At 74.4% G+C, this 14,365-nt stretch carries 13 protein-coding genes; 12 read left to right on the forward strand and 1 reads right to left on the reverse strand.

Annotated elements, in window-relative coordinates; genetic code table 11:
• Positions 1-21 precede the first annotated feature (21 nt).
• From ACFVS6_RS32820 to ACFVS6_RS32865, 10 genes are all read left to right on the forward strand, one after another.
• Complete coding sequence (locus ACFVS6_RS32820; RefSeq protein WP_389709667.1) at positions 22-864, forward strand: ABC transporter ATP-binding protein; 843 nt, start codon at positions 22-24, stop codon at positions 862-864.
• Positions 865-1,242: 378 nt separating this feature from the next.
• Positions 1,243-2,292 (forward strand): FecCD family ABC transporter permease, encoded by a 1,050-nt coding sequence (locus ACFVS6_RS32825; RefSeq protein ID WP_389709669.1) that lies wholly within the window; start codon positions 1,243-1,245, stop codon positions 2,290-2,292.
• Positions 2,289-3,431 carry a FecCD family ABC transporter permease gene (locus ACFVS6_RS32830; RefSeq protein WP_389709671.1) on the forward strand — a complete coding sequence of 381 codons (1,143 nt, stop codon included), beginning with the start codon at positions 2,289-2,291 and terminating at the stop codon, positions 3,429-3,431. The genes ACFVS6_RS32825 and ACFVS6_RS32830 overlap by 4 nt, the downstream gene beginning before the upstream one ends.
• The gene (locus ACFVS6_RS32835) at positions 3,428-4,279 is read left to right on the forward strand and encodes an ABC transporter ATP-binding protein (RefSeq protein ID WP_389709672.1); all 852 of its coding nucleotides are present in this window, start codon (positions 3,428-3,430) and stop codon (positions 4,277-4,279) included. The genes ACFVS6_RS32830 and ACFVS6_RS32835 overlap by 4 nt, the downstream gene beginning before the upstream one ends.
• 15 nt (positions 4,280-4,294) lie before the next feature.
• The gene (locus tag ACFVS6_RS32840) at positions 4,295-5,335 is read left to right on the forward strand and encodes an ABC transporter substrate-binding protein (RefSeq protein WP_389709674.1); all 1,041 of its coding nucleotides are present in this window, start codon (positions 4,295-4,297) and stop codon (positions 5,333-5,335) included.
• Positions 5,336-5,473: 138 nt separating this feature from the next.
• Positions 5,474-7,375 (forward strand): SIP domain-containing protein, encoded by a 1,902-nt coding sequence (locus ACFVS6_RS32845; protein WP_389709675.1) that lies wholly within the window; start codon positions 5,474-5,476, stop codon positions 7,373-7,375.
• 165 nt (positions 7,376-7,540) lie between these two features.
• Entirely contained in the window at positions 7,541-8,254 is a 714-nt protein-coding gene (locus tag ACFVS6_RS32850) for a hypothetical protein (protein ID WP_389709677.1), read from the forward strand.
• Positions 8,255-8,619: 365 nt separating this feature from the next.
• Positions 8,620-8,763, forward strand: a complete 144-nt coding sequence (locus ACFVS6_RS32855; protein WP_389709679.1) for a hypothetical protein — start codon at positions 8,620-8,622, stop codon at positions 8,761-8,763.
• Positions 8,764-8,766: 3 nt separating this feature from the next.
• Positions 8,767-11,583: a condensation domain-containing protein gene (locus ACFVS6_RS32860; RefSeq protein WP_389709681.1), complete on the forward strand. Its 2,817-nt coding sequence runs from the start codon at positions 8,767-8,769 to the stop codon at positions 11,581-11,583.
• A gap of 9 nt (positions 11,584-11,592) precedes the next feature.
• Entirely contained in the window at positions 11,593-11,802 is a 210-nt protein-coding gene (locus ACFVS6_RS32865; protein ID WP_389709683.1) for an MbtH family protein, read from the forward strand.
• A 79-nt stretch (positions 11,803-11,881) separates the two neighbouring features.
• On the opposite strand, the gene ACFVS6_RS32870 is transcribed toward ACFVS6_RS32865, so the two are convergent.
• Positions 11,882-12,382, reverse strand: coding sequence for a GNAT family N-acetyltransferase (locus ACFVS6_RS32870; RefSeq protein ID WP_389709684.1), 501 nt, complete (start codon positions 12,380-12,382; stop codon positions 11,882-11,884).
• 174 nt (positions 12,383-12,556) lie between these two features.
• Here ACFVS6_RS32870 and ACFVS6_RS32875 point away from each other — a divergent pair, with 174 nt between their 5' ends.
• Positions 12,557-12,805 carry a phosphopantetheine-binding protein gene (locus ACFVS6_RS32875; protein ID WP_389709686.1) on the forward strand — a complete coding sequence of 83 codons (249 nt, stop codon included), beginning with the start codon at positions 12,557-12,559 and terminating at the stop codon, positions 12,803-12,805.
• Between the two features lie 32 nt (positions 12,806-12,837).
• On the forward strand, positions 12,838-14,166 hold the full coding sequence (gene entS, locus ACFVS6_RS32880; RefSeq protein WP_389709688.1) for an enterobactin transporter EntS: 1,329 nt from the start codon (positions 12,838-12,840) through the stop codon (positions 14,164-14,166).
• Positions 14,167-14,365 lie beyond the last annotated feature (199 nt).

The raw sequence follows: 14,365 nt of genomic DNA on the forward strand, positions 1-14,365 counted from the left end.
GGAGCGACAGGAACGACCGGGATGAGCGGCACGGCCGGGACGACCGGGACGAGCGGGACGAGCACAGCGGTGGGAGTGCCCGGTTCGCTCGAAGCCGAGGGCGTCAGCGTGGTCGTGGACGGCAAGGTCCTCGTCGACCGGGTGTCCCTGCGGGCGGCGGCCGGCGAGGTGGTGGGCCTGGTCGGCCCCAACGGGGCGGGCAAGTCGACGCTGTTGCGCACCTTCTACCGGGCGCTGCGGCCCACGTCGGGCCGGGTCCTCCTCGACGGTGACGACGTGTGGCGGATGTCCGGCAAGCGGCTCGCCCGGCGGCTCGCGGCCGTGCTCCAGGAGACCTCCGGGGACTTCGAGCTGACGGTGTACGACGTGGTGGCCATGGGCCGCACCCCGCACAAGCGGGCCTTCGCGGGCGACGACGCGGGCGACCGCGAGATCATCACCCGGTCGCTGGACGAGCTCCGCGTGGGCGCGTTGGCGCACGCTCCGTTCGACCGGCTGTCGGGCGGGGAGAAGCAGCGGGTGCTGATCGCCCGCGCGCTCGCCCAGCGCACGGGGACGATGGTCCTGGACGAGCCGACCAACCACCTGGACCTGCGGCACCAGCTCGACGCGCTGCGGCTCGTCCGGCGCCTCGGCGTCACCGCGGTCGTCGCGCTGCACGACCTGAACCTCGCCGCCGCCTTCTGCGACCGGATCTGCGTCATGGCGGGCGGCCGCGTCATCGTGACGGGCACTCCGCGGGAAGTGCTCACGGCGGAACTCCTGTCCGACGTGTACGAGGTGGAGGCCGAGGTCATGGAGCACCCGCGCACCGGGGTGCCCGTCATCAGCGTGCTGCCGGGCCTCGACCACCCGCCGGTCTAGGGCCTGTCGTCGAAGTCCCGTTGTCGCCCGGACGCCGCGAGGCGGACGGGAGTTCGACGACAGGCCCCGGCTCGCGTTCGGATCCTGTCGGTCGGGCGCGGGCCGTGCGGGTCGGCAGGGTTCGGAAGGGACGGCCGGGTGTCGTGGCCGCGACGGTTCGCAGGGGTGCGGCGTCGTCCGGTGCGGCCGGGTCGGGGTCGGCGGTCCGCCGGGGGCGGGGGCCGTACGCGGCCCGCCCTTCACACCGGAGGGTCACAGGTGTCGGAAGCGGGCATTCCGGCCTCTGCGTTCGATCGGCGTGGGCTCCGCAATGGATCACCAGACTTAGATAAGGCTAACCTAAGTGCACGTTCGCACTTGAGGAGCTCTCGCACCCCCATGACTCAATCGGCCCTGCCGGTGGCCACGTCCGCGCCCCGCCCACCGAGGACCAGGTTCTCGCGCGGTTCGGTCGCGTTGGTCGCCGCCGGCGTGATCCTGGCGGCGGTGACCGTCGCGAGCGTCGGCCTCGGAGCCCGCGACATCTCCGCCCTGGAGATCGTCAAGATCCTGCTGCACCCCGGAGCCTCCGGCTACGACCACGACGTCCTGTGGACCGAACGCATCCCGCGCACCCTGCTGGGACTCCTGGTGGGAGCGGCGCTCGGCGCCTCCGGTCTCGTCATGCAGGCACTGACGCTGAACCCGCTCGCCGATCCGGGCATCCTCGGCATCCAGCAGGGCGCCGCGCTGTTCGTGGTGGTGGGCATCCTCTTCCTCGACGTGTCGGACGCGAGCGGCTTCTTCTGGCTGGCCCTGGCCGGCTCGGCGTTCACCGCGGTCCTCGTGTACCTGATCGGCACCCGTACCAACACGGGGAGTTCGACCCTCGGGCTGGTCCTGGCCGGTGTCGCCACCGCCGCCGTGCTCGCCTCGATCGTCACCCTGCTGGTCGTCCGGGACGAGGCCGTCTACTCCTCGCTGCGGTTCTGGTCGGTGGGACAGCTCACCGGCCGCGCCCAGGTCCTCGACGAGATAGCCCCGTTCGCGCTGATCGGACTGCTCCTGGCGTTGCCGCTCGGTCGGACCCTCAACGTGCTGGGACTCGGCGAGGAGACGGCGCGGGGGCTCGGGGTGCGCGTCGAGCGCGCCCAACTGGCGAGCGCTGCCGTCGCCGTGACGCTGTGCGCCTGCGCCACCGCGGCCGTCGGGCCGGTGGCCTTCGTCGGTCTCGTCGCCGCGCACGTCGCCCGGCTGCTGGTCGGCAGCGACCACCGCTGGTCACTGCCGCTGGCCCTGCTCTGCGGCGCGGTGCTCGTCGTCGGGGCGGACACGGCCGGCCGGCTCGTGCTCGAACACGGAGAGGTCCAGGTGTCGGTGATGACCGCGATCGTGGGCACCCCCTACTTCGTCTGGCTGGCCCGGCGCCGAGGGACGGTGCGGGCATGACCGCCACCGATCCGACCCCGACCACCGGGAAGACCGGCGTGGCCGTGCCGGTCCGTCCCGCCGCCGCGGCGACGACCGCGCGGACCGCGACCTCCGCCGCCGACACCGTCGCCGCCACCGCCGCCCGACTGCGCGCCGCCCGGCGCGCGGGGACGCGCCGGGCGACGGTCGTCGTCTCCGTGCTCGTCGCCCTCGCGCTCGGTCTGCTCGTCGCCTCGGTACTGCTCGGCGGCCTGCGCGGAATCCCCGCCGGGGACGTGCTGCCCGCCGCGTTCGGGATGCGCACCGGCCTCGCCGACTACGTCATCCACCGCATCAGGCTCCCGAGGGCACTGGCCGCGCTGCTGGCCGGGGCGCTGTTCGGGCTCTCCGGCGCCCTGTACCAGCGGCTGATCCGCAACCCGCTCGCCACGCCCGACATCGTGGGCATCTCCTCCGGCGCGGGTGCGGGCGCCGTCACCGTCCTGCTGTTCGCCCCGGCCCTGCCGTACGGGGTGGAGGGCGCCGCCATCGGCGGATCGTTCCTGCTGGTCGGCGTCATCCTGCTGCTCAGCCGGCGCGGAGGCCGGGTGGACACCAACCGGCTCGTCCTGATCGGCATCGCCCTGTCCGCGGTGTGCGCCGCGTACGTCAACTACCTGTTCTCCTCCGCCGGTCAGCACAGCATCGCCCAGGTCACCCGCTGGCTCGTCGGGAGCGTCTCGGGCGCCGACTGGTCCGGGGTGGGGGTCCTGGCCGTGGCGCTCGTCGGCGCCGGGGTGTGCGTGCTGCCGCTGAACCGCGCGCTCGGCGCGCTGTCGCTGGGGGACCAACTGGCGCACGGGCTCGGTTCCCGGGTGCGCGCCGCCCGGACGGCCACCCTGCTGGTCGGCGCGGCGGCGGCGGCCCTCGCCACGGGCGTCACCGGGCCGATCGGTTTCGTCTCGCTGATCAGCGGGCCGATCGCGGTCCGGCTGGTCGGCGCCGAACGGACGCTGCTGGTGGCGCCCGCGGTCGGCGCGGTCATCGTGCTGGGTGCGGACGTACTCGCCCAGCACGGTCCGCTGATCAGCCCGGTGCCCACCGGGGTCCTGACGGCGCTGATCGGCGCCCCCTACTTCGTCCGACTGCTGCTGCGGCGCCAAGGAGCACGCTCATGAACGACCTCGTGTCCCCCGGCCCCGCCGCCCTCGACCTCGCCGAACCGGCCCTCCCCGCCCCCGGGCTGGAGGCGCGGGCGATCAGCGCCGGCTACGACCGGCGGCACGTCATCGAGGAACTCTCGCTGACGATCGAGCCTGGCCGCATCACGGCCCTGGTCGGCCCGAACGCGTGCGGCAAGTCGACCCTGCTGAAATCGATGGCCCGGCTGCTGCCCGTGGCCGCCGGCTCCGTCCTGCTGGACGGCCGGGACATCCACGCCCTGCCGACGCGGGAGGTGGCCCGCCGGCTCGGCATCCTGCCGCAGTCCCCGATCGCCCCCGAGGGGATCACCGTCGCGGACCTGGTCTGGCGGGGACGCCACCCCCACCAGCGGTTCGGGCAGCGCCGTACGGCCGCCGAGGACGAGGTCATCGCCCGGGCACTGGCCGCCACCGGCACGGCCGAGCTCGTCGACCGTCCGGTGGACGAACTGTCCGGCGGGCAGCGCCAGCGGGTGTGGATCGCCCTCGCGCTGGCGCAGGAGACCCCGCTGCTGCTGCTCGACGAACCGACCACCTACCTGGACATCGCTCACCAGATCGAGGTCATGGACCTGCTCGCGGACCTCAACGAGCAGTCCGGAAAGACCATCGTCCTGGTTTCCCACGACCTCAACCAGGCCGCCCTGTACGCCTCGACCATCGTCGCCATGCGCGACGGCCGGATCGTGCGACAGGGCAGCCCCGCGGAGGTCCTCACGGAGCAGACCGTCGCCGACGTGTTCGGCCTCGACTGCCTCGTCGTTCCCCATCCCCGCTCCGACCGGCCCCAGATCTTCCCCCTGGGCCGTCACACCACCTCGTAAACGGAGAACATCCCGATGCACAGCAAGAACACCGGACTCCGGACCATCGGCGCGCTCGTGGCCACCGCCGCCTGCGTCGGCCTGCTCGCCGGCTGCGGCGAGGGCTCCACCAAGGACGAGGGCAAGCCCGCGGCGTCGGGTTCCGCCGACGCGAAGGCCTTCGCGCCCGTCACCCTGAAGAACGCCTGGGGCAGCACCGAGGTCAAGAAGAAGCCCGTCAAGGTCGCCACCGTCTCGGACGGCGACACCGCGATCGCGCTCGCCCTCGGCCTCGTCCCCGTCATCACCCCGGACGTGGAGGACGGCTCCAAGGTCGCCGAGTACAAGCAGGCGGCGATCACCAAGCTCGGCGCGGCCAAGCTGAAGACGTACGACGACACCGACGGCACCGCCTACGAGGCCATCGCCGCCGAGGCGCCGGACATCATCCTCGGCATGAACACCTGGGAGATGGACAAGGACTACGCGAAGCTGTCCCCCATCGCCCCGGTCGTCACCTTCACCGACAAGGCCCAGGCCGACACCCTCACCTGGCAGGAGCGCCTGAAGACGGCCGCGAAGGCCCTGGGCCTGGAGGACAAGGCGAACGAGGTGATCGCCGCGAACGACAAGACCACGAACGACGCCGCCGCCGCGCACCCCGAGTTCAAGGGGAAGACGTACACCTACACGGTGGTCCACCCGGAGCAGATCAGCTTCATGTCGTACGAGGCCCAGGACCCGGGCGTCTTCGAGCGCCTCGGCTTCACCAAGACGGACAAGGCCAAGAACTACGGCCCCGACAAGAACGGCGTGAGCCTGGAGAACCTCGACCAGCTCGACGCCGACGTGCTGCTGGTGACCTACCCGTTCGGTGACCGTGGTGTCATCAGCCCGAAGGAGCTGGAGGGCAACAAGCTCTTCCAGTCGCTGAACTCCGTGAAGAACAAGCACTTCGCCGTCGTCCCGTCGGACAACACCCTCGCCTCGGCGATCGCCTACCCGGACCCGCTGAGCGCGCCGTGGGTGACGCAGCAGCTGACCCCGCTCCTCGCGAAGGCGGTCGCCGGCCAGTAGCCGGCCCGTGCGACACGGCGGCCCCCGCACCCCGCGGTGCGGGGGCGCCGCCCGGAACCAACCCAGGCGCCCGGGGCCCCCGCCCCCCGAGCGCACCGCACTCCGCGTGCTTTCCCCAACCCCTGAGGAGCCCTGTCGATGTCCAGCCGCAACCCCCGTCCGGTCGTCACCTTCCCCATCGTGCTGCGCGAGCTCACCGTGCTCCGCGTCCGGGACGTCACCCCGGGCATGCGGCGCCTGACCCTGGGCGGGCCGCAGTTGGGCGCGTTCACCAAGGACGGCCTGGACCTGCCCGCGCTGCGCTCCGAGGGCTTCGACGACCACGTGAAGTTCTTCTTCGCCGAGGACGGCGCGGACCTGCCCGTGCTGCCCGGCCAGAACGTGTCCAGCCTGGACTGGCCCGACGCCCGTCCGCTGACCAAGGACTACACCCCCGTCCGGTTCGACCCGGAGGCAGGGGAGATCGACTTCGACTTCGTCAACCACGAGGGCGGCGTGGCCTCCTCGTGGGCGCAGGGCGCGAAGCCCGGTGACGTCACCTGGATCGCCGGGCCCAAGATGTCGCACGGTCACCCCGAGGGCGCCGATTGGCTGCTGGTGATCGGTGACGAGACGGCGTTGCCCGCCATCGCGCGGTGGCTGGCGGAAATGCCGGCCGGGACGGTGGCCCGCGTGTTCGTCGAGGTCGGCGAGGAGAGCCACCGCCAGGAGCTGCCGACGCGGGCCGACGCCGAGATCACCTGGCTGGTGCGCGACGGAGCCCCGGCCGGTGGTACGGACCTCCTGGAGCGGGCGGTCCGCGGCATGGAGTGGCTGCCGGGCGAGGTGTTCGCCTGGGCCGCGGGCGAGGCCGTCACCCTCAAGGGCATCCGGCGCCACCTCGCGGCGGACCGTCAGGTGCCGCGCGAGCGGACGCACATCACCGGCTACTGGCGCCGCACCGAGCCCGCGGCGGGGCAGGAACGGGCCGCGGCGGTCGAGGCGGACGAGGAGCAGGACCCGCACGACCGGCTGCACGAGCTGACCGACCTCGCGCCGGGTCTGGCCGTTCGGGCCGCGGTCACGCTGGGTCTGATGGACCTCGTCCACCAGGGCGTGCGGACCGCCCCGGAGCTGGCCGCGCGCACCGGTGCCGCGCCGCGCACCCTCGGCGCGCTGCTGACGTACCTCGTCGCGCTCGACGTCTTCGCGGCGGACGGATCCGCCGAGGGCGGGGACGCCGCGGACGGGAACATCGGGGGCGCGGGGATCCGCTACCGCCTCACCCCGGTGGGCGAGGAACTCGTCGAGGACGACCACTCCTTGGAGGAGTACGACCTGCGCGGCGCGCAGGCGGCGCTGGACCTGTCCCTGTCGGGCCTCGCGGAGAGCCTGTGGACCGGGCGGGCGGGCTACCGGACGCTGTCGGGGCTGCCGCTGGCCGAGGCGATGGCCTCGGACGAGCGGCTGGCCGGTTCGGCGAGGGCGGCCGTCGAGGACGAGGCGCTGTGGATCGCGCCGGGCGTCGTCGCAGGGTACGACTGGGCGTCGGCGGGCTCGCTGACCGCCGGTGGCCACGGCGCCGGCGCCGTCGTCAACTCGCTGGTCCGGGCGTTCCCCGGGCTGAAGGTGACGGTCGCCGCGCAGCCCTCGGCCCTGCGGGTGCTCGGTGAGCGGGTGTTGGATCCCGACGTGCTGCCCCGGGTGGAGCTGTTGGGCACGACCGGTCCGGTCCCGCCCGGCGACGAGACCGTCCTGCTGTGCCGGCTGCTCGACCTGCTGCCGGACGCGGACGCGGCCCTCGTCCTGCGCGAGAGCGGCGCCGCGCTGCCCGCCGGAGGAACGTTGCTGCTGGTGGAGCAGGTCGCGACGGCGGACGCCGACGACGTGGAGGCGGCCCTGCACCACCTGCGCCTGGCCTCGGCGTTCGGCTCGGCCGTGCGGTCGCAGGAGGAGATCACGGAGCTGACGCGGGGTGCGGGCCTTCGGGTCGGCGACTGTCGCGACATCGGCTGGGACCACCGGCTGTGGGTGCTCGCGCCCACGGCGGACGGGATCTAGAAGTGCCGTTCCGGGTTCCGCGCCGTCGCGGAACCCGGGACGGGGACCTGAAGGGGGCAGGAAGACATGCAGGATCGCAGCACACCGCCCGACCGGCGGGAGCGGGGCGGACCAGTCGGGCCGCCCGGGTACCGCGCCGTCCACGTTCCCGTGGAGGTGTAGGGGATGCACGGGGATCGGAGTGCGGAACCCGAGCCGCAGGATTGGGCGGGGGACCTCGTCGACTGGCTGGAGGGCCACGACCAGGCGGACGGCCGGCTGCGGGCGGCGCTGCCCGAGATGTCGAGCCACCGGTGGGACATCGCGAGCAGGATGGCGGAGGCGCTGAAGGCCTCCGCGCAGGGCCTGTCCGTCGAGGCGGCCGCAGCCGCGGCCGGGCTGACCGACCGGATGCTGGGCGAGTGGCTGGAAAGGGACCCCGCGTTCGCGCACGCCATGAGCGCCGCCCGGGCCCTGGCCGCCTCCCGCGGCCTGCACGCGGGACACGGACCCACACCGGCCATGATCCACCTGGTGCTGCGGACCATCCGTGAGGGCGCTCCCTGGCCGTACGCGGCCAAGCTCGCGGGTTTCTCCGTACGGGGCTTCAACCGGCTGCGCCAGGAGGCGCCGGCCGTCGGCGCCCTGGTGGAGGCGGCCCAGCGGGCCCGACCGAAGCTGCGCGGCGCCACCGCCAGGCGTTCGCGCGGGGCCGGACCCGCACCGGGTTCCACCCGGGGCAAGCCCTCGGCCGGGTACCGCCTGGTCCACCTCGACGACCCGCTGCTGTCGCCGCGTCCGGTGGGGCGCCCGTCCCCGGGACACGACCGGCCGGCGGACCGGCCCCTCAACTCCGTTCGTGACGGCCGGGGCCGGGGCGTCGAGCACGAGCCGCCGTAGCCCGCCCGACACCCGCCCCACCACGGGCGGCGGCTCCCCGCACCGGGGAACCGCGCTCCGCCCCGCCCCACGCGCGGCGGGCTCCGTGCGCGCCGTTTCGGCGTCGACGGTCCCGCCCCCGGGCGCTCTCCCCTTCCTTGACGGGGACGGCCGCTCCCCCGCACGACCCCTCCCCGACGGGCAGCTCGCGCGCCCGGGCCGCAGGGTCTCCTCCGCATGCCCGGATCCGCTCCGGCCTGTACCGAGGCGATGCCCCGAACCGGCCAATTCGAGCCGGTTCAGGCCGACTTGACACTCAACACCCCATAAGTCAGCTTAGGTACGCCTTGCCCCGATCGCCTGGGCAGGTCAGAGGAAGGATGGGCATGTCCGCATCACATGCGAAGCCCGGACCCGGAACCGACGAACCCGCCGTACGCCACCGGGCCGGCGTCGGCGCCACCGCCCGTACCGGACCGTCGGCGACGCCGGCCCGGGCGGCGGACCCCACCGCGTCCCCCCGGAGCTGAACCATGTCCGCGACCACCGCCACCGCCCCCGTCGGCCCCGCGCCCGAGGAACTGACGGCCGCCCAGGCCCACGTGCTCGCCGCGCAGAGCGCGAACCCCTCGTACGCCGGTCACCACGTCGGTCAGTACATCGAACTCGTCGGCCCGCTCGACCCCGCCGCACTGGAGGAGGCCCTCGGCCTCACCCTGGACGAGGCGCCCTGGCTCCGGTTCCGCCTCACCCTCGACGACGGCCGCTACGGGCAGTCCCCCGTGGCCCTGCGGCCGGCCGGGCGGAGCCTGCCGCGGCTGGACACCTCGGGGGCCGCGGACCCCATCGCCGCCGCCCTGGACCTCGTACGCGAACGGCTCGCCTGCCCCCCGCGGTTGGACCTGCTGCTCGACCCGCCCGCACCGGAGAACACCCCCGACCTGTTCGGCGCGGCGCTCGTCACCCTCGGCGCCGAACGCCATCTGCTGGTGCAGTACTTCCACCAACTGGCCGTCGACGGCTACGGGGTGTCCCTGCTCAGCCGTCGTGTCAGCGAGCACTACACCGCCCTCGTGACCGGTTCGCGCCCGCCCGCCTCCCCCTTCGCCCCGGTGTCCGTGCTGGCCCGCGCGGAGCGCGCCTACCTCGGCTCCGCCGCCTACGCGACCGACCTGGAGGCCTGGTCCCGCCGCCACCCCGAACCGCCGGTGCCCGTCCGGCCCGCCGGCCGCGAAGCCGCTCCCCGCGACACGACCCTGCGCGCCACCGTCCTGCTCGGCCCCGCAGAGAGCGCCGCCGTGACCGCCACGGCACGGCTCGCCGGGGGCACGTGGGGCGAGGCCGTGCTCGCCGCGTGCGCCGCCCACCTCGCGCCGTACGCCGAGGGCGGGGAGACCCCGATGGCGCTGTACACGACGGCCCGTACGGCGCCCGGCACGCTGCGGGTCCCCGGCACCGCCGTGAACATCCTTCCGGCGCGGCTGACCGCGGGCCCCCACGACACCTTCCGGGACCTGCTCCGGCAGGCCTCCGCCGAGCTGGACTTCCTGCGTCGCCACCAGCGGGTGCGGGGCGAGGTCCTCGCCCGGCACATCTGGCCCGGCCTGTCCGGCCGGCGCGTTCCGGGCCTCCTGGTCAACCTGCGACCGTTCGAGACCGAGCTGGACTTCGGCGGGACGGTGGGGCACGTGGTCAGCCTGGCCTCCGGGCCCGTGGACGACCTCTCGGTCGCCGCGTCCTGCCGTCCGGACGGGCGCCTGCGACTGGACGTCGACGGCAACCCCGCCCTGTACGACACCGGTTCGCTGACCGAACACGCCCGGGGCTTCGCCGCGATGCTGACAGCCCTCGGTCGCACGCCCGACCGCCCCGCCCTGCCGGCCTCGACCCCGGCCGGGGGACCCGTACCGGTCCCGGAGCGGCGCGTGGCGCCCCCGGCCGACGGCGAGGCGGGCCCCTTGGCCCTGCTGCCGTCCGCGCACCGACTGCGCGCGACCGACGGCCCGGTGGACTCCCCGCACGAGGCCGTCCTGCTGAGCGTTCCGGCCGGGCTGGGTACGGCGGCGCTGCGCCGCGCCCTGGCCGGGCTGGCCCGGCGGCACCCGGCGCTGCGCCTGGCCCTGCACCGCTCGAACGGCGTCTGGAGCCAGGAGGTCAGGCCCGCCTCCGCGGCGCCCGCCTGCACCGAGGCCGACACCCTGCGCCGGGTGCCCGTCGCCGGGATGCCGGTGGACGAGCGCGACCGCCTGGTCGAAGCCGTCCTGCGCACGGCCGCCGAGGAACTGGATCCGGGCCGCGCCCGGGTGCTGCGGGCCGTGTGGTTCGACGCGGGAGCGCGGGAGCCCGGTCTGCTGCTGCTCGTGGCTCACCTGTTGTCGGTGGACGGCGTCGGCTGGCAGACGCTGACCGACGAGCTCCCGCTCCTCCACGGGGAATCCCCGGTCGCACCGCCCGGTCCCGCCGGTGGCCTCCTCGACTGGGCCGGCCGGCTCGGCGCGGAGGCCGGATCGGGGGCACGGATCGCGGAGCTCACGCACTGGGCGCAGCTGACGAGGAGCCCCGCGGGCCGGAGTTGGCCGCCGGGCGGGCCCGGGCACCGGGTGGTCACCCGGTTGGAACTGCCCACTCCGGCGGAGCGGTCCGACGGGGCGCCGCACCCCTTCGACGTGCTGCTGCTGGCCGCCCTGGCCCGCACGGCGCACTCCCGGCCCAGGCTGCACGACGGGACCGGTCTGGTGGTGGAGCTGGAGTTGCCGCGGCCCGACCACGCGCCGCGCACGGCCGGGCGGCTGAGCACCGTCCACACCGTCCGGCTGCCGCTGCCGCCGGGTCCGACCTCGGGGGCGGACGCGTACGACCGTACGGTCCTGACGCTCGGGGCGGTTCCGGGCACGGGTCGCGGGCTGGAACAGCTGCGGCACCTGAACACGCAGACCGCGACGCTCCTGGCCGGCCTGCCCCGGCGCGGCGTCCACTACCAGCGCCGTGCCGCGCTGCTCCCGTCGGCCGGTGACGCCCGTTGGGCACCCGCGGCCGGGGAGCGGTGGCCCGCCGCGTACGCGGCGGACCCGTCCGGTGGCGGGCTCCCGCTGGCGGGGCCGTTGCGGCTCGTCGTCCGGTCGGCGGCCGGCGAGGACGGGCAGAGCCTCCTCACGCTCCACTGGCACTGGTCCGACGCCCTGTTCGACGCGGCGGAGGCACGCGCGCTGAGCGAGGAGGCCACCGCCACGGCGGAGGAGTCGGCCCGTTCGGAACGCGCCGGCACGCACCCGGATGCCGGCTTCGCGTCCGACTTCCACGAGACCACCCGTACGACCGACGGCGCGACCGGCGCCGCCAACCACCTCTAGGAGACAACCATGGCCACGACCAATCCCTTCGAGGACGACGACGCCCGCTACTTCGTGCTCGTCAACGCCGAGAACCAGCATTCGCTCTGGCCCGCCTTCGCCGAGGTTCCGGCGGGTTGGACCGTCGCGCACGGCGAGGACACCCGGCAGGGCTGCGCGCGGTACACGGACGCGAACTGGACGGACATGCGCCCCGCGAGCCTGATCGCGCAGGGCTGATGACTCCGTCGGGGCGTCGCCCGGCCGGTGCGGGCCGGGGCCCGGGAAGTCCTCCCGGGCCCCGGCCCTCGGGTGCGGGTCAGAGGTTCAGCCTCAACACCCGCGACCCGCGCGCGGGGTCGAGCCGCGCGGCCCAGCCGGGCGGCGCCCCGACGGTCGCCACGGGCCGGAACCCGTACCGGACGAAGAGTCGGGCGGATCCGGTGGTGGCGGTGAACAGCGCACGCCTGCCCTCGGCGCGCGCCCGCGCGCAGGCGGCGAACAGCAACGCGGCCCCGATGCCCCGGCCCTGGCCGGCGACGGCGACGCAGAAGTTGTAGAGGACGGCGGTGCCGGGCTCCGCCCCCCGGAGGGCGACGCACCCCCGGACGGAGCCTTCGCCGTCGCCCTCCACCAGCAGGAAACGGCCCGCGTGGGCCCGGTAGTGCTCCGGCGGCCTGGCCCGGAGCGCACCGGATCGGACGAAGGGCGCGGACAGCGCGTGCAGTGCGGGCGCGTCCTCGGTCCGGGCGGTGCGCACCTGCGGCGACGTGGGTGCCGGGCCCGGACGGCCGGGCTGGTCCACCGTTACAGAGATCATAAAACTTAGGTTAGCCTTACCTAAGTCGCCACATCAAATGTTCTGCATCGCAGTGCACATGGCGTCGGTACCGCGTCTTCGCCGCCGCCCCTCGCCGCCGGCCGCCCACCGGCGCGCGCCACCTCCCACCTGCCGGCGAACGACCCGTCCGGCCACCGAAACAGGAGACCCCCCATGCATCCGACCCCCGCTCCCGAGGCCTTCGCCCTCGAACGGCTCGTCCGCGACGTGGCCGACGTGCTGTACGCCGAACCCGCCGAGGTCCTCGTGGACGAGAGCCTCCTCGACCAGGGCCTCGACTCCATCCGGCTGATGACCCTCGTCGAGCGCTGGCGCGCCGAGGGCGCCCGGATCAGCTTCGTCGACCTCGCCGAGCGCCCGACGCTCCGAGCCTGGGCCGAAATCCTCTCCCCCGCCGTCTGAGCCGGCCCGCCCTCCCACCCCCGGAGCCACCTGTGCCCCTGCGTGACCTCGTCATCGACATCGAACCACTGCGCACCAGCCCCGACTTCCGGGCGATCTTCATCGCCCGCGTGGTCTCGCTGTTCGGCCTGGGCATGGCGACCGTCGCGCTGTCCGCCCAGGTGTACGGACTGACCCGGTCGACCTTCGACGTCGCCGTCGTCAGCATGATCATGAGCATCACCGTGCTGCTCGGATCCCTGTGGGGCGGCGTCATGGCCGACCGCAACGACCGTCGGACGCTCATCGTCCGCGCCCGCGGCGCCGCGGCCCTCGCCTTCGCCGGACTAGCCGTCAACGCCATGCTCGACGACCCGTCCCAGTGGGCGATCCACCTGTGCGTCGCCTGGGACGGCCTCGCCACCGGGGTCAGCTTCACCGCCCTCATGGCCGTGGCCCCCACCCTGGTCCGACCCGACCAACTCCCCGCCGCCGGCGCGCTGATCTCCCTCACCGGGGAGATCGGCTCCATCACCGCGCCGTTCCTCGGCGGTGTGCTGCTCGCCCTGACCGGCCCCGCGCCCGTCTTCGCGTTCGCCGCCGTGACCACCGCCCTGACCGCCTTCCTCATCTCCCGGATCCGCCCGCTGCCGCCCGTCGCCGAGGACCCCGACGCGGACGACGAGGACGCCGACTCCGGCTCCCTGCTCGTCGCGTTCCGGCACGCCTGGCACAACCGCGTGGTCGGCGGCCTGGTGCTGCTCGGCGGTGTCACCGCCCTGTTCAACGTGCCCGTGGTCCTGTTCCCCGAAATGGTGGACCGTCAGTTCAACGGCGGCGAGGTCATGCTGGGCCTGCTGTACTCCGCGCCGGCGGTCGGCGCCGTCGCGGTCTCGGCGACCAGCGGATGGCTCACCCGCACCGCGCGCCCCGGACGCCTGCTGCTGCTCGCGGCGTTCGTCGGCGGTCTGGCCACCATCGGCTTCGCCCTCAGCGGCAACGTCTACCTGGCCTGCGCGGCGCTCGCCGTCGGCGGCGCCTGCGGCACCGTGTACGAGATCCTCGAATACGCGCTGGTCCAGCACAGCACTCCGGATCGACTGCGCGGACGCATCGTCAGCGTGATCACCACCCAGGGCACCACCGGGGACATCATCGGCGACGTCGAGGTCGCGGCGGTCGCCCGCTGGTTCAGCCCCGCCGGCGCGGCCCTGTTGAACGGCGCCGTCTGCGCGGTGGCCGCCGTCGCCGTCGCCATCGCCGTACCCGGACTGCGACGCGCCACCCTGCCCCGCGAGGACGCGGAGCCGGAGCCGGTCGGGGAAGGCCCCCTCGGCGAGGCGGTCGACACCGCGAAGTTCGGTCCCACCAAAACGACCTGACCGCTCGCCACCTCCGCGTTCGTCCGACCGACGGCCGTTCCCCGTCGCCCCTGCCCACGGCCGTTCCCCGTCACCGTTTCCTCCTCCCCCGGCCCCACTCCCCCGGCACGGGGAGGGGGACCGCGCGCCGCGCCCCGCCCGCGTCCCCGTCACGGGCCGTCGACCGCCACGGCCCTCCCTTCGCCTCTCCCCGCAGCTG

The sequence above is a fragment of the Streptomyces sp. NPDC057939 genome (assembly GCF_042887545.1).
Classification (GTDB): domain Bacteria; phylum Actinomycetota; class Actinomycetes; order Streptomycetales; family Streptomycetaceae; genus Streptomyces.

Excerpts from the sequence above, each read along its gene's own strand:
- ACFVS6_RS32840 (WP_389709674.1), top strand. The coding sequence starts at position 4,295 with ATGCACAGCAAGAACACCGGACTCCGGACCATCGGCGCGCTCGTGGCC.
- ACFVS6_RS32855 (WP_389709679.1), top strand. The coding sequence starts at position 8,620 with ATGTCCGCATCACATGCGAAGCCCGGACCCGGAACCGACGAACCCGCC.
- ACFVS6_RS32830 (WP_389709671.1), top strand. The coding sequence starts at position 2,289 with ATGACCGCCACCGATCCGACCCCGACCACCGGGAAGACCGGCGTGGCC.
- ACFVS6_RS32875 (WP_389709686.1), top strand. The coding sequence starts at position 12,557 with ATGCATCCGACCCCCGCTCCCGAGGCCTTCGCCCTCGAACGGCTCGTC.
- ACFVS6_RS32860 (WP_389709681.1), top strand. The coding sequence starts at position 8,767 with ATGTCCGCGACCACCGCCACCGCCCCCGTCGGCCCCGCGCCCGAGGAA.
- ACFVS6_RS32850 (WP_389709677.1), top strand. The coding sequence starts at position 7,541 with ATGCACGGGGATCGGAGTGCGGAACCCGAGCCGCAGGATTGGGCGGGG.
- ACFVS6_RS32825 (WP_389709669.1), top strand. The coding sequence starts at position 1,243 with ATGACTCAATCGGCCCTGCCGGTGGCCACGTCCGCGCCCCGCCCACCG.
- ACFVS6_RS32845 (WP_389709675.1), top strand. The coding sequence starts at position 5,474 with ATGTCCAGCCGCAACCCCCGTCCGGTCGTCACCTTCCCCATCGTGCTG.
- ACFVS6_RS32820 (WP_389709667.1), top strand. The coding sequence starts at position 22 with ATGAGCGGCACGGCCGGGACGACCGGGACGAGCGGGACGAGCACAGCG.
- ACFVS6_RS32835 (WP_389709672.1), top strand. The coding sequence starts at position 3,428 with ATGAACGACCTCGTGTCCCCCGGCCCCGCCGCCCTCGACCTCGCCGAA.
- ACFVS6_RS32865 (WP_389709683.1), top strand. The coding sequence starts at position 11,593 with ATGGCCACGACCAATCCCTTCGAGGACGACGACGCCCGCTACTTCGTG.
- ACFVS6_RS32870 (WP_389709684.1), bottom strand. The coding sequence starts at position 12,382 with ATGATCTCTGTAACGGTGGACCAGCCCGGCCGTCCGGGCCCGGCACCC.